Here is a 13373-nt window from a genome sequence, read left to right on the forward strand (position 1 = left end):
AAACTGATGAATTTCAACGCTTTAATTGTCGAGAAAACCGACGATGGCAAAACCCACGCCAGTGTGCAGCGCATCACCCAAGACCAGTTGCCCGCAGGCGATGTGACTGTCGCGGTGGAATATTCGACCGTGAATTACAAGGATGGTTTGTGCATCGGGCCCGGTGGCGGGTTGGTGCGGAACTACCCCCATGTGCCCGGAATTGACTTTGCCGGCACGGTCGAGGCCTCGGATGATCCGCGCTACGCGCCCGGCGACAAGGTGGTGTTGACCGGCTGGCGCGTGGGCGAGGCGCATTGGGGCGGCTATGCCCAGAAAGCGCGCGTCAAGGCCGATTGGCTGGTTCCCCTGCCCGATGCCCTCTCCACACGGCAGGCCATGGCGGTGGGAACGGCAGGATTTACAGCCATGCTGGCCGTTATGGCGCTGGAGAACCACGGGCTGAAACCGGGCGACGGGCCTGTGCTGGTGACAGGCGCGGCGGGGGGTGTCGGCTCTGTCGCGGTGGCGCTGCTGGCGGCTTTGGGCCATGACGTGGCCGCAGTGACCGGCAGGCCCGAGACAGAGCCGTATCTGCGCGAGCTGGGGGCCAGCCAGATTGTGCCGCGTGACATGATTAACGAGACGGTCAAGCGCCCGCTGGAATCCGAAATCTGGGCGGGGTGTGTCGATGCCGTGGGCGGGGCGATGCTGGCGCGGGTGCTGGGGCAGATGAAATACCGCTGTTCTGTCGCCGCAGTCGGGCTGGCTGGCGGGGCGAACCTGCCTGCAACCGTCATTCCCTTTCTGTTGCGCGGGGTCAATCTGCTGGGAATCGATTCTGTCCTGCAACCCTATGAGAACCGTGTGCTGGCATGGAACAGGATTGCGCAGGATCTGCCGATGGACAAGCTTGAGGAGATGATCCAGCCCGCAACGCTGGCGGACCTGCCAGCGCTTGGCGCGGATATTCTGAAAGGTCAGGTCAAAGGCCGTGTGGTGGTCGATGTGAACGGCTGACCCATATACCGCCAGTCGGACCATGGCGCAAAGCAGCGCGCAGGCCCGACTGGCCGCAGCGAAACGCAGGGCCATTGCGCAGGCATTCGACCAGCCGTTCCGGCTTTTACCCTGCGCAAGGCTGCATTTGCCTTTGACAATCACAGTTTCACACAGGCGGTCAGCGACCGAATGCGCAACGCTTGGGCAGGTTGGGGTGGTTCTGATGACACCGCCCTTGCAGGCGCACACCTGCATAAAAGGCAAAAGCCGCATTCAGCAGGGTTCATCTGCTGCCTGCCGCTGCATGGAAAAATACAGGATGTTGCGATCCCCCTCTCTCGCGTAGCTGAGCTGGCTTGTCAGGCTGCGAACCAGAAACCACCCATACCCCCCTTCTGCAAACGTGGCCGGATCGGGCGCGGTATGCCCCGCCCCTGACGGGTCGAACGCGCGGCCGGTGTCAGACATGCGACATTCTACCGATGCGGTGTTCAGAACCAGATCACACTCGATCACGCCCGCCGCATCTTTATAGCCATGCTCGACAATATTGGTCATGATCTCTGACAGCACCAGATCAATATCGGCAGACACCTCGTAAGGGATATCTTGCGCCGATAGAAAATGGCGGACATGTTGCAATGTCTGGCGCACCGGGACGAGTTCGCCCGCGCAACAGATGCGCAAATCAGATTTTGTCTCAGTAAGTTCGGCCATTCCTATGTCCCCGCAAGCTGTATCGCCTTCTGCCTTGACCAAGCGTCATGTCCATTCCAGCATGCTTTGGTTAATTTACTGTCACCCCGCAGCGCTGATTTGGGGTGTGCCTGCATCCGCCATGACAGGGGCGTGGTCGTGGATGCGAAAAACAGTATCCATCCGCGTCAGCCGGAAGAGTTTGCGCACAGCCGGTGTCAGCGCTGCAATTTCCATGGGGCGCGTGGGGCCAAGCAGTTTCATCACCCCCACAATCGCGCCCAATCCGCTGCTGTCCAGAAACTGCACCTGTTTCAGGTTCAGAATGACGCGCATGCCGTCTTCCACATGCACCTCGCGCATAATGTCCTTGAAGACGATGGCGACCGCCGCATCAAGCCGCGATTCCAGAACTGTGATGACCAGCGCATCCCCCATCTGACACTGCGTTACTTGCATATTCACCCCTTTCCCAAGCTTCGATATGGTGAGATTATACCCAAACTGTTACCAAGAGATTGCCATACAGACCTTCGAGGAGCGGATAACATGCAAGACGTAGCCATTCTGGGTGCCGCCCGCACGGCCATGGGCGGTTTGCAGGGCGTGTTTGCCGGTCTGGGCGCGCCACAACTGGGCGGGGCCGCGATTGCAGGCGCATTGCGCGATGCGGGGCTTGATGGCGCGCAGGTTGAAGAGCTGCTGATGGGCTGCGTCCTGCCTGCCGGACAAGGGCAGGCCCCTGCGCGTCAGGCCGGTTTCGCCGCAGGGCTGGGCGAGTCGGTGCCAGCCACCACGCTGAACAAGATGTGCGGGTCCGGCATGAAAGCCGCGATGATCGCCCATGACCAGATCGCGCTGGGGCAGTCCGGTGTGATCGTGGCGGGCGGCATGGAAAGCATGTCCGACGCGCCCTATCTGCTGCCAAAAATGCGCAGCGGCGCGCGGCTGGGCCATGGGCAGGTGATTGACCATATGTTTCTGGATGGTCTGGAAGATGCCTATGACAAGGGCCGCCTGATGGGCACATTCGCCGAGGATTGCGCCGAACATTACCAGTTCACGCGCGCGGCACAGGATGACTACGCGTTGCAATCGCTGTCCAACGCGCTGGAGGCGCAGGCCAAGGGCGATTTCGCGCGCGAAATCGCGCCTGTCAGCCGAAGCACCCGCAGCGGCGACATTGTGGTGGCGGAAGACGAGCAACCGAAATCCGCGCGGCCCGAAAAGATACCGCATCTGAAACCCGCCTTTCGCACGGGCGGCACAGTGACAGCGGCCAACAGCTCTTCCATCTCGGACGGGGCGGCGGCGCTGGTGCTGGGCGCGTGCAGCATGGCCGAGGCGCATGGCATCGCGCCGCGCGCCTTTCTCCGCGGCCATGCCAGCCATGCGCAAGCGCCCGGCTGGTTTACCACCGCACCCGTGCCTGCGGCGCGCAAGCTGCTGGACAGGCTGGGCTGGGCCGTGTCGGATGTGGACCTGTGGGAAGTGAACGAGGCCTTTGCCGTGGTGCCCATGGCGTTCATGCGTGAAATGGGTTTGCCGCGCGATGTGGTCAATGTGCATGGCGGGGCGTGCGCGCTTGGCCACCCGATCGGCGCATCTGGTGCGCGGATCATGGTCACGCTTCTGAATGCATTGGAGGCGCGCGGGCTGAGGCGCGGCATTGCCGCCATTTGCATCGGCGGCGGCGAAGGCACGGCCATTGCAATCGAACGGCCCTAAGGCCAACCAGATGCGCCCTTGCCCACATCGAGGGGGCGCGGCCGCGTCGCAAGAGGGCTGCGCCCCTTGCTCCATCACCGCAGAAAGGGAACCGGATGCTGGACTACGAATCGCTTGCAGCACGCATATATGCCCTGACCGAGGGCGAGACAGACGCAGTTGCGCTGATGGCCACGCTGGCCTGCGAGGTGCATCATTCAGATGACCGGTTCGACTGGACAGGGTTTTACCGCGTCACCGCCCCTGATATGCTGAAAATCGGCCCCTATCAGGGCGGGCATGGCTGCCTTGTCATCCCGTTTTCGCGCGGGGTTTGCGGGGCCTGTGCGCGCACCGGCGAAGTGCAGTTGGTGCCCGATGTCGAGGCGTTCGAGGGGCATATCGCCTGCGCCAGTTCCACACGATCGGAACTGGTCTTGCCGGTGCGCGACGGCGCGGGGCAGTTGATTGCGGTGTTTGACATTGACAGCGACCAGCCCGACGCCTTCAGCCAGACCGATGCCGGGGCTTTGGGCGCGATCCTGTCGCAGGTCTTTGCCAGACCGCTATCTTAAGGGCATAGCAGTCATGCGCTTTGAGATTGATTGGGACGATGCCTTTGCCAATGGCGCGTATATCGACGGGGCGGCGGAATTTCCGCCGCGCTGGGAAGGGGCGGCCAAGGGTTTTCGCGCAAATGCGCGCCTACGTCCTGACATCGCATATGGCCCCCACCCGAGAGAGCGGTATGACCTGTTCCTGCCCGACACGCCCCCGCGCGGTTTGGTGGTGTTCGTGCATGGCGGCTACTGGCTGAAATTCGACAAATCCATCTGGTCGCATCTGGCACAGGGGCCAGTGGGGCAAGGCTGGGCCGTGGCACTGCCAAGCTACACGCTGGCACCCGAGGCGACGATACCGCAGATCACGGCCCAGATCGCGCGCGCCGTTGAGCATGCGGCAGGTGAGGTTGCAGGCCCGATCTGCCTGACCGGCCATTCTGCGGGCGGGCATCTGGCCACCCGCATGATCTGCGCCGATACACCGCTGCCGCGCGAAATCCTTGACCGGATCGCGCATGTCCTGTCCATCTCGGGCCTACATGACCTGCGGCCCTTGGTGCAAACACAGATGAATGCGGAACTTGGGCTGACTGACGCGGTGGCGCGTCGCGAAAGCCCTGCCCTGCACCGCCCGCATCCGGGCATTCCGGTTACAGCATGGGTGGGCGGGCATGAGCGGCCAGAATTCCTGCGCCAGTCCGCCCTGTTGCGCGAGGAATGGGCGCGAAAGGGCTGCGCCACGCGCCTGTATGTCGCGGAAGGGCTGCACCATTTCAACGTCATCGACGGGTTGGCACAGGCCGATAGCGCGCTGACGCAGGCACTGTTATCCGGCCTTGGCGCACCCGAATAACGCGCAACACAGGCCAGGTGCACGCCTGCACCCCAAAGACATTTACTTTTTCACCAGATCGGGGCAACACTGGCCCAAACCAATAAACCAAACAGGGAGAGTGACATATGAAAACCCTCAGGACGACCGCATTGGCGGCCCTGACCGCTGGTGCGATGCTGGGACAGGCACAGGCAGATACAGTTACCGTGGGCATGATCACCACCCTGTCGGGCGGTGGCGCGGGCTTGGGTGTCGATGTGCGCGACGGCTTTTTGCTGGCGCTGGAGATGGCGGATGCGCATGACATCAATCTGGTTGTCGAGGATGACGCCCAGCGCCCCGAACTGGCGGTGCAGATCGCAGAGCGCATGATACAGTCGGAGCGCGCGGATATTCTGACCGGCATCATCTGGTCGAACCTTGCAATGGCGGTTGTGCCCTCAACCGTGGCGCAGGATATTTTCTACATCTCGCCCAATGCTGGCCCATCCGCGCTGGCGGGGGCAAATTGTCACCCCAATTATTTCAACGCGGCATGGCAAAATGACATGCTGCACGAAGCCGCAGGCCAGCATGCCAATGTGCTGGGCTATGAAAACACCTTCATCATGGCCCCGAACTACCCCGCGGGCACAGATGCGCTGACAGGGTTCAAACGCTATTTCGAGGGGGAGCTGGCGGGCGAGTTGTTCACCCAAGTGGGCCAGACCGATTACGCCGCCGAAATCGCGCAAATCCGCGCTTCTGGGGCGGATTCGATCTTTATCTTCCTGCCCGGCGGCATGGGCATTTCCTTCATGCGCCAGTTTGAACAATCTGGCGTTGACCTGCCCATCGTGTCGGCCGGGTTCAGCTTCGATCAGGATGTGTTGCCTGCCATGGGGTCTGCGGCACTGGGTGTGATCAACACCTCGCAATGGTCGCCTGATCTGGAGAATGCGGCCAATGAAGCCTTTGTCGCCGCCTTTCAGGACGCCTATGGCCGTCTGCCCTCGCTTTACGCCAGTCAGGGCTTTGACACCGCGAACCTGATCCTCTCTGCCCTGTCCAGCGCCGATGTCGCGGATAAAGACGGGTTCCGCGACGCCCTGCGTGCCGCCGATTTCGCATCCGTCCGGGGGGATTTCAGCTTTGCGCCCAACCATCATCCGGTGCAAACTGTCTATGTCCGCGAAGTGGTCGAGGTTGAGGGCGTTTTGACAAATCGCATCATCGGCACCGCCTTTGAGGAACACCGCGACGTGCATGGTGAAAATTGCACCATGTAAGCCGCGCGCCCTAGCCCCGGCGCAGGCCGGGGCCTCTCCCCTTGTCCCCCCAAAGGTAATGTCCCATGTCTCTTGCACTGGTGCTAGAGCAGCTTCTCAACGGCGTGCAATTCGGGCTGATGCTGTTTCTGATGTCAGCTGGCCTGACGCTGGTCTTTGGCGTGATGGGGCTGATCAATCTGGCGCATGGCTCGCTTTATATGATCGGCGCGTTTCTATGCGCGGCGGTCGCGGGGGCGACGGGTAATTTCTGGCTGGGGCTGATGGCGGGCATTGCCGCCGCCGCTGCCGCAGGCGCATTGATCGAGATGATCGTCATCCGCCGGCTTTATGCGCGCGACCATCTGGATCAGGTGCTGGCCACTTTCGCGCTGATCCTCATCCTGTCGGAAGGTGTGCGCATGGTCTTTGGCCCCTTCCCGCTTTACCTGAACGTGCCAGACAGCTTGCGCGGCACGGTCAGCCTTGGGGTGGTGGACTATTCGCTCTACCGGCTGGCGCTGATCGGCTTCGGGCTGGCCGTGGCCGTGGGGCTGTGGGCGCTGATTGCCAAAACCCGCCTTGGCATCCAGATCCGCGCAGGCTCGACCGACCGCGAGATGATCGCAGCCCTTGGCGTCAATATCCGCGCGCTCTACACAATCGTCTTTGCCCTTGGCGCAGCGCTTGCAGGGCTTGCGGGCGCGCTGGTGGGCGCTATCCAGTCGGTGCAGGTGGGCATGGGCGAGCCTGTGCTTATTGTGGCCTTTGTCGTCATTGTCATTGGCGGGATCGGCTCGATCAAGGGGGCGATGGTGGGCGCGCTGCTGGTGGGCGTGATTGACACGATGGGCCGGTTTCTGCTGCCCCGCATTTTCGCCACCTTCATGGACACATCGCAGGCCATGGGGGTGGGGGCGGCGCTTGCCTCCATGTTGATCTACCTGCTGATGGCGCTTGTGCTGATCTTCCGCCCCAAAGGACTGTTCCCCGCCCATGGATAATCTGCGCAAGGAATGGCTGCTCAATGCCCTGCTGGCGGGTGCGCTTTTTGCTGTCCCCCTCTGGGCATGGATGGCGAATGAGCCGTTCATCATCACACTCGCGACCCGTATCGCCATTCTGGCCATTGCCGCTGTGGGCCTGAATATCGCGCTGGGGCTGGGGGGTATGGTCAGCTTTGGCCATGCGCTGTATTTGGGTGTTGGCGGCTATGTAGCAGGGATTGCCGCCTATCACGCTTTCAACGGCACCACGGTCATGGGCCTGCCTGGCACCAACCAGATGCTGCCCATCTGGGGCGTGGCGATGGTGGTGTCCGGGCTGGTCGCTGGCATCGTGGGCGCGCTGTCGCTGCGGACTTCAGGCATTTTCTTCATCATGATTACACTGGCCTTTGCGCAGATGGGGTTTTTCTTTACCCTGTCATGGCCCGCTTATGGCGGCGAAGACGGTTTGCCAATCTTTATGCGCAACCAGTTTCCCGGCCTGAACACGGCGCGGCCATGGGAATTGTTTCTGGTCGCTTATGGCGTGCTGCTGGTCACCCTCGCCCTATTTGCGATGCTGCGCGCCGCCCGCTTTGGCGCGGCCCTGATGGCCATTCGCCAGAACCCCGACCGCGCCGCCGCTATCGGCATTTCGCCCTTTGGCATCAAACTGGTGGCCTTTGTCCTGTCAGGCATGATCACAGGGCTGGCAGGCGCGATGATGGCCGACCTCACCCGCTTTGTCAGCCCCGCAATGATGGCATGGACCATGTCGGGCGAATTGATCGTCATCATCATTCTGGGCGGGGTGGGTCGCCTGTTCGGGCCAGTTGCGGGCGCGGCCATTCTTGTGGGGTTCGAGGTGTTCTTCGGCGGGCTGACCGAACATTGGAAACTCTGGCTGGGCCTTGTGCTGCTGGCAGTTGTGCTGTTCGCGCGCGGCGGGCTGATCGGACTGATCGCAGGAAGGGCGCAAAATGGCTGACCCCGTTCTGGACCTGCGCGGCCTGTCCAAAAGCTTCGGCGCGCTGAAGGCCACAGATGATGTGTCCCTCACACTGTACAAAGGGGAAATCCACGCGCTGATCGGTCCCAATGGTGCGGGCAAATCCACCTTGATGGGTCTGATCTCGGGCAAGACCGCGCCGGATGCAGGGCAGGTCATGCTGAATGGTGCCGATATCACCACGCTCTCTGTCGCGCGCCGCGCACGCGCGGGGCTGGGGCGCAGCTTTCAGGTCTCCTCGCTCATCCCCGACTACTCGGCGCTGCGCAATGTCATGCTGGCACTTCAGGCGCGCCAGGGGCACAGCTACCGCTTCCTGCGCCCTGTCAATCATGACGCACCCCTGCGCGATGGCGCGCGCGCCCTGCTGGCGCGTGTGGGTCTTGCCCCCCGCGCCTCGGTCGAGGCGGCGATGCTCAGCCATGGCGAAAGGCGGCTGCTGGAAATTGCTGTCGCACTGGCGCTGGCCCCCAAATGCTTTTTGCTGGACGAACCTATGGCCGGTCTGGGCGCGGAAGGAACTGCCCGCCTTGTCACCTTCCTGCGCGCCTTGAAGCAAGAAGCCCCGATCCTGCTGATCGAGCATGACATGGACGCGGTCTTTCAACTGGCCGACCGTATCTCGGTGCTGGTCTATGGCCGCATCATCGCCACCGGCAGCGCGGCAGAGATCCGCGCCAACCCGCAGGTCCGCGCCGTCTATCTGGGCGAGGAAACAGCATGACCCCCCTTCTCGACCTCGAAAACCTGCATGTATTCTACGGTGCCTCGCAAGCGCTGTTCGGCGTCAGTTTGCAGGTCCGCGAAGGGCAGGCCGTGGCCCTGATGGGCCGCAATGGCATGGGCAAAAGCACCACCATCGCCACCGCCTGCCGCATGCTGCCCTTGCGCACAGGCGCAGTGCGCTTTGCGGGGCGCGATATCAGCGCCGCGCCATCGTTTCGCGCCGCGCGCCTTGGCATCGGGCTGGTGCCCGAGGGGCGGCGCTGCTTTCCCAACCTGACCGTCACCGAAAACCTGATCGCCAGCGCGCGCCCCGGCCCTTGGGATCTGGCGCGCGTGCAGGGTTTCTTTCCACGGCTGGCCGAACGCACGCATCAGCTTGCCGCCACCCTGTCAGGGGGCGAGCAGCAAATGCTGGCCATTGGCCGCGCGCTTATGACCAATCCGCGCCTTCTGGTGCTGGATGAAGCGACAGAGGGGCTGGCCCCTGTCATCCGTCAGGAAATCTGGGCCGCGATAACCAAGCTGAAAGCTGATGGCCTGTCCATTCTTCTGGTGGACAAGACGCTGTCGGAAATCCTGCCTTTCGCAGATCATTGCGTGATACTGGAACGCGGCGCCGTCGCGTGGCAGGGCCAGCCCGAAGCCCTGTCTGCCGACATTGCCACCACTTATCTGGGCGTCTGATCCATTTTCTTGCGAAAAATACTCAAGGCGGGCGTGCCCCCTCAGGGGATACGCGCGCGCTGCACGGCCAGAATGCCACCCATGATCACCAGCACGCCGATCACGTCGAACACACCCAACCGCTCGCCCAGCAAGACCGCCGCCACCGCCACTCCGAAAAACGGGTTGAGGAAATGAAAGGTCGCCGCCTGCACTGCGCCAATACGCGCGACCAGCAGGAACCACACCCATGTCGCCGCCAGCCCCGGCACCAGCACGGTATAGCTGAACGCCCCCAATAACTGCCATGTCCAGTTGACCTCTGGCACCTCCAGCAGCGTTGCGGGCACAATCAGGATTGCCGCGCCCACCAGCATTTGCATGCCCACGATTGTCAGCAGGTTGCCGCCTGTGCCCGATGCCCCGCGCATGCTCATGGTTGCGACTGTCAGCGACACAACCCCCAGCACGCAAAGCGCCACACCAAACAGGTCCAGCCCGCCTGTGATCCGCGCGCCCATGATCAGCGCCACCCCTGCGAACCCTGCAAACAGCCCCGCAATCGCCAAGGGGCGCAGGTATTCGCGCAAGATCAGCCACCCCGACAAGGCAACCAGCAGCGGCATGGTCGACGCGATAATCGCCGCGACCGACGCCTCGACTGTCTGCATCGCCACGAAATTCAGCCCCAGATACAGCGCATTTTGCGAGATGCCGAACACGATGGTTGCGCGCCATTGCGCAGGCGTCAGCCGCCAGCTTTGCCCCAGTGCGCGCGCAATCGCCAAGCCGATCAGGCCGGAAATCAGAAACCGCAGGCTGAGGGCATAAAGCGGCGGTGCATCCGCCACGATCATCCGTGCCGAGGTAAAGGCCGAAGACCACATCAGCGCAAAGGCCAGCCCCATCGCAATTGCGCGTATATCCATGGACTTGCCCCTTACTTTGCCCAAGGTTGGGCATCTGCCCGCCCCGGTCCGCGCCAGAAGCGCAGCATCAACAACACAGCCGCAACAGACAGCCCCACGACCAGCCCGGCCCAGACCCCTTCGCCCCCCCAGCCCAGCACAATGCCGAACAGATAGCTGGCCGGCAGGCCCACGCCCCAATAGCTGAAGGCCGCAATCAGCATCGGCACGCGCGTATCCTGCACCCCGCGCAGCAAGCCCATCGCCATAACCTGCGCACCATCTGCCAGCTGGAACACGGCCGCCACTATCAGAAAGGACGCGCCGATCACGATGATCGTTGCGCGCGCGGGTTCATCCGGGGACAGGAATAGCCCCACCAGAAACGGACCTGCCGCGAAATACAAGATCATCGTCGCAGTCGCAAACGCCATCGAAACCGCCACTGCCACAGTCGCACCCGCGCGCAACCCCGCCTGATCGCGCTTTCCGCGCGCACGGCCCACCAGCACAGTGGCCGCATTGGAGAAGCCCAGATGCACCATGAACAGCATCGCCGAGATTTCCAGCGCAATGCCATGCGCGGCCAGTTCATGCGTGCCAATCCAGCCCACCATCACAGTTGCCGCCGAAAACAGCGCCGTTTCAGCCACCAGCGCCACGCCAATCGGCCAGCCCAGCCGCCAGACCTGCCCCATCGCCTGCCAGTCGGCACGCCAGAACCGCTGGAACAGCGTGTAGCGCTTCAGCGCGGGTTGCAGCGCGCAATACAGCGCCAGCGCGCCCGCTGTCACAAGATTGACCGCAATTGTGGCAATCGCCGCACCGCGCACGCCCATTTCGGGCATGCCCAAATTGCCGAAAATCAAGACCCAGTTCAGCCCGATGTTCAGCACCACCGCCGCAACCGTGATCCACAGCGCCACCTGCGTATGCCCCAGTGCTGCAAGGTAGTTTTTCAGCACCATGACAATCAGCGCAGGCACCAGCGAAAAGCCCAGAAGCCGCATATAGGCTTCGGCCAGCGGGATCACATCTTCCGGCTGGCCCAGCAGAGTCAGCAGCGCGCCCGAAAACCAGAACACAGGCAGTGCACCCAGTCCAAAGGCAATCGACAGCCACAGCCCCATGCGCGTGGCGCGCCGCACTTCGGTTTCCTGCCCCGAGGATGCCGCCGTGGCCACCATTGGCATGACCGCATTGGCAAAGCCTGTGCCAAAGGTGAAAACCGCAAAAAACAGCGCCGCCCCCAGCACACCCGCCGCCAGATCAACCACGCCATACCAGCCCAGCATGATCGTGTCAGTGACAGCTAGCATGAACTGCGCCAGATGACTGCCCGCAAGGGGCAGTCCCAGCGCCAGAACACGGCGCAGATTTGTGCTGAAAACGGGCAAGCTTGCGTTCATGTGGCAGGGTTAGCGCCAAGCGCAAGGCGCGGCAAGTCGGCTTAGAAAGTTTTTAACATGTTCAGCGCCACAAACAGAATGAACAGCCCCGCCAGCCCTTCCAGCGCCGCACCAAACAGGCGCGCGCGCCCCGGAGTCTGCGCCCAGCCCAACACCCCGTCGCGGGCCAGAACTGCGGTTGATGCAACTGCGATGGTCACCGCAGCCGTGCCCAGCGCCATCACCATCACCGCGACGATGCCCTGCCAGACCAACCCCATACGCCATGTCAGAATCAGCACAAACAGCGCGCCGGTACAGGGCCGAATGGCAATTGCGCCGACCAGCAGCGCCATATCGCGCCACCCCTTTGCTTGCGCCACCTCATGCATGTCGGGGCCATGCCGATGGCCGCAGCTGTCGCAATGGCCGTGCTCTGTCACCATGACAGGGGCGGCCATCGTCTGGCGGATGACCTTGCGCGCCGCGCGGCTCAAAAGCCACAAGCCGATCAGCGCGATTGCGATCAGGCTGGCACGTTCCAGCCAGATATCGCCTGCCATCTGCATCGCCTCGCGCGAGGCGTCAAAGATCAGCACCCCCGCATAGACCAGCGCAATGGCACTCGCCCCTTGCGCCAAGGACGAGATCAACCCGATCCCCACCATGCGCCCCAGCGGCACCTGACTGCCCGCGCCATATGCGCCCAGCAGAAACTTGCCATGCCCCGGCCCGACTGCATGGACAAACCCATAGGCGAAACACAGGCCCCAAAAGGCCGCAAGCGCGCCCGGCTCGCCCCTGCGCAGGGCGCGCAGGCCCAGCGCCATCTGGTCCTGAAACCCGCGCTGCGCGGCCTGCGCCCAATGCGCGATCTGGTCCATGCCGCCCGCCAGATAGGCCAGCGCGGCAAGCCCCCCCGCCAGTGCGATCACGATCAGGGTGCGGTGCATGAAATCCGCACCTCTTCTGCAAACAGCGCGCCTACAGCGGGAAAGTCGGCCTCGATATCGCCGCCCGCGCCCAGCACCTCTTCCAGTGCCGCTTCCATCTGTGCGCCTGCCACGCTCCAGTCGGGTTCAAACACACGGACCGTGCAATCGCTGCGCCCCCGCACCTTTGGGGTGCCGACAATGCCGTAACTGGTATAATAGGTGGGGTCATAGACGGCCAGTACCCATTCCTGCGCGGGGTCTGGCTGGTCTTCCAGCAGGCGCAGATGCCGCGAGGTCAGCTGCCCGTCGCGGTAATCCGAGGCCCATTCAACCGGCCCGCTTAACGCAAGCGGCGCGCCATTTTGCGTGGCATGGGTGTCGCCGTGGTAATCCTCGATCCAGTTCATGTCGAAGCCGTCCAGCGCGGCGCGCTCCTCCTCTGAAATCTCGCCGGTAAAATCGGGGTCCAACCCCAAGTCAGACACAAGCAGCATGGAAAACATCGGATCATAGGCCCATGATATCCAAACCCCCTCGGGGGCGCCATCGCTGTCAAAGACGATTTCCAACTCCACATCCACAAAAATATGCGGATGCGCCAAGGCAGGGCTGCCCAGCCCAAAGGCGCAGCACGCAGCGACGAAAATCTGCAAAAGTCTCATCTGCCCCTCCGGTTTGGCGCAAAACCTACAACCCGCGCGCTTCTCCCACAAGTCACGCTTGGGCGAT

At 62.7% G+C, this 13373-nt stretch carries 15 protein-coding genes; 9 read left to right on the top strand and 6 right to left on the bottom strand.

The window, feature by feature from the left end; all coding sequences use genetic code 11:
• Window positions 1-6: 6 nt before the first annotated feature.
• Window positions 7-999: an acryloyl-CoA reductase gene (gene acuI, locus BG455_RS07590; RefSeq protein ID WP_071469435.1), complete on the top strand. Its 993-nt coding sequence runs from the start codon at window positions 7-9 to the stop codon at window positions 997-999.
• A gap of 255 nt (window positions 1000-1254) precedes the next feature.
• On the opposite strand, the gene BG455_RS07595 is transcribed toward acuI, so the two are convergent.
• Both BG455_RS07595 and BG455_RS07600 read right to left on the bottom strand, forming a co-directional pair.
• Window positions 1255-1698, bottom strand: a complete 444-nt coding sequence (locus tag BG455_RS07595; RefSeq protein WP_071469389.1) for an ATP-binding protein — start codon at window positions 1696-1698, stop codon at window positions 1255-1257.
• An 81-nt stretch (window positions 1699-1779) separates the two neighbouring features.
• Window positions 1780-2136, bottom strand: a complete 357-nt coding sequence (locus BG455_RS07600) for an STAS domain-containing protein (RefSeq protein ID WP_071469390.1) — start codon at window positions 2134-2136, stop codon at window positions 1780-1782.
• A gap of 90 nt (window positions 2137-2226) precedes the next feature.
• On the opposite strand from BG455_RS07600, the gene BG455_RS07605 reads away from it, so the two are divergent.
• From BG455_RS07605 to BG455_RS07640, 8 genes are all read left to right on the top strand, one after another.
• On the top strand, window positions 2227-3405 hold the full coding sequence (locus BG455_RS07605; RefSeq protein ID WP_071469391.1) for a thiolase family protein: 1179 nt from the start codon (window positions 2227-2229) through the stop codon (window positions 3403-3405).
• A gap of 95 nt (window positions 3406-3500) precedes the next feature.
• Entirely contained in the window at window positions 3501-3959 is a 459-nt protein-coding gene (locus tag BG455_RS07610; RefSeq protein WP_071469392.1) for a GAF domain-containing protein, read from the top strand.
• 13 nt (window positions 3960-3972) lie between these two features.
• The gene (locus tag BG455_RS07615) at window positions 3973-4800 is read left to right on the top strand and encodes an alpha/beta hydrolase (RefSeq protein ID WP_071469393.1); all 828 of its coding nucleotides are present in this window, start codon (window positions 3973-3975) and stop codon (window positions 4798-4800) included.
• Window positions 4801-4907: 107 nt separating this feature from the next.
• Entirely contained in the window at window positions 4908-6050 is a 1143-nt protein-coding gene (locus tag BG455_RS07620; RefSeq protein WP_071469394.1) for an ABC transporter substrate-binding protein, read from the top strand.
• Between the two features lie 65 nt (window positions 6051-6115).
• Complete coding sequence (locus tag BG455_RS07625; protein WP_071469395.1) at window positions 6116-7033, top strand: branched-chain amino acid ABC transporter permease; 918 nt, start codon at window positions 6116-6118, stop codon at window positions 7031-7033.
• A 1-nt stretch (window position 7034) separates the two neighbouring features.
• On the top strand, window positions 7035-8003 hold the full coding sequence (locus tag BG455_RS07630; protein WP_071469436.1) for a branched-chain amino acid ABC transporter permease: 969 nt from the start codon (window positions 7035-7037) through the stop codon (window positions 8001-8003).
• Complete coding sequence (locus BG455_RS07635; RefSeq protein WP_071469396.1) at window positions 7996-8748, top strand: ABC transporter ATP-binding protein; 753 nt, start codon at window positions 7996-7998, stop codon at window positions 8746-8748. Before BG455_RS07630 ends, BG455_RS07635 begins: the two co-directional genes overlap by 8 nt.
• The gene (locus tag BG455_RS07640; protein WP_071469397.1) at window positions 8745-9434 is read left to right on the top strand and encodes an ABC transporter ATP-binding protein; all 690 of its coding nucleotides are present in this window, start codon (window positions 8745-8747) and stop codon (window positions 9432-9434) included. Before BG455_RS07635 ends, BG455_RS07640 begins: the two co-directional genes overlap by 4 nt.
• A 41-nt stretch (window positions 9435-9475) precedes the next feature.
• Here the strand turns inward: BG455_RS07640 and BG455_RS07645 are convergent, their stop codons facing one another.
• From BG455_RS07645 to BG455_RS07660, 4 genes are read right to left on the bottom strand one after another with little or no spacing between them, the layout of a single operon-like run.
• The gene (locus BG455_RS07645) at window positions 9476-10342 is read right to left on the bottom strand and encodes a DMT family transporter (protein ID WP_071469398.1); all 867 of its coding nucleotides are present in this window, start codon (window positions 10340-10342) and stop codon (window positions 9476-9478) included.
• Window positions 10343-10353: 11 nt separating this feature from the next.
• Window positions 10354-11730 carry an MATE family efflux transporter gene (locus BG455_RS07650; RefSeq protein ID WP_071469399.1) on the bottom strand — a complete coding sequence of 459 codons (1377 nt, stop codon included), beginning with the start codon at window positions 11728-11730 and terminating at the stop codon, window positions 10354-10356.
• 41 nt (window positions 11731-11771) lie between these two features.
• On the bottom strand, window positions 11772-12662 hold the full coding sequence (locus BG455_RS07655) for a nickel/cobalt transporter (protein ID WP_071469400.1): 891 nt from the start codon (window positions 12660-12662) through the stop codon (window positions 11772-11774).
• Window positions 12647-13306, bottom strand: a complete 660-nt coding sequence (locus BG455_RS07660; RefSeq protein ID WP_071469401.1) for a DUF1007 family protein — start codon at window positions 13304-13306, stop codon at window positions 12647-12649. The genes BG455_RS07655 and BG455_RS07660 overlap by 16 nt, the downstream gene beginning before the upstream one ends.
• Window positions 13307-13373: the final 67 nt, after the last annotated feature.

The organism is Roseinatronobacter thiooxidans (genome assembly GCF_001870675.1).
GTDB classification, from domain to species: domain Bacteria; phylum Pseudomonadota; class Alphaproteobacteria; order Rhodobacterales; family Rhodobacteraceae; genus Roseinatronobacter; species Roseinatronobacter thiooxidans.